This window comes from Frankia sp. Hr75.2, assembly GCF_949319125.1.
Classification (GTDB): domain Bacteria; phylum Actinomycetota; class Actinomycetes; order Frankiales; family Frankiaceae; genus Parafrankia; species Parafrankia soli.
The window spans coordinates 1-300 of the sequence record NZ_CASGGV010000263.1 but is presented as its reverse complement, the minus strand read 5'-3'; the positions used below and the strand labels follow the sequence as shown (position 1 = coordinate 300).

At 73.7% G+C, this 300-nt stretch carries 1 protein-coding gene; it reads left to right on the top strand.

All coding sequences use genetic code 11. From position 1 onward, the window contains the following. A partial coding sequence (locus AC559T_RS17945) for a ketoacyl-synthetase C-terminal extension domain-containing protein (protein ID WP_498869481.1) occupies positions 1–300 on the top strand: 300 nt, incomplete at both ends.

The window sequence follows — 300 nt, the reverse complement described above, 5'->3', positions numbered from 1 at the left end:
TCCCGCCGCGGTCTCCGGCATCACCGGGATCATCAAGATGATCCATGCCCTGGACGAGGGCCTGCTCCCGGGAACCCTGCACGTGGACGCGCCGACCCCGCACGTGGACTGGGACTCCGGCGCCGTCCGGGTCCTCACCGAGACCACCCCCTGGCCGGCGGTCGACCGGCCCCGCCGTGCCGGCGTCTCCTCCTTCGGCGTGAGCGGGACCAACGTCCACCTGATCCTCGAGCAGGCACCCGGCGACGGTGACAGCGGCGGTGACGGCCGGCGCGACGACGGCCGCGACGACAACCGCGA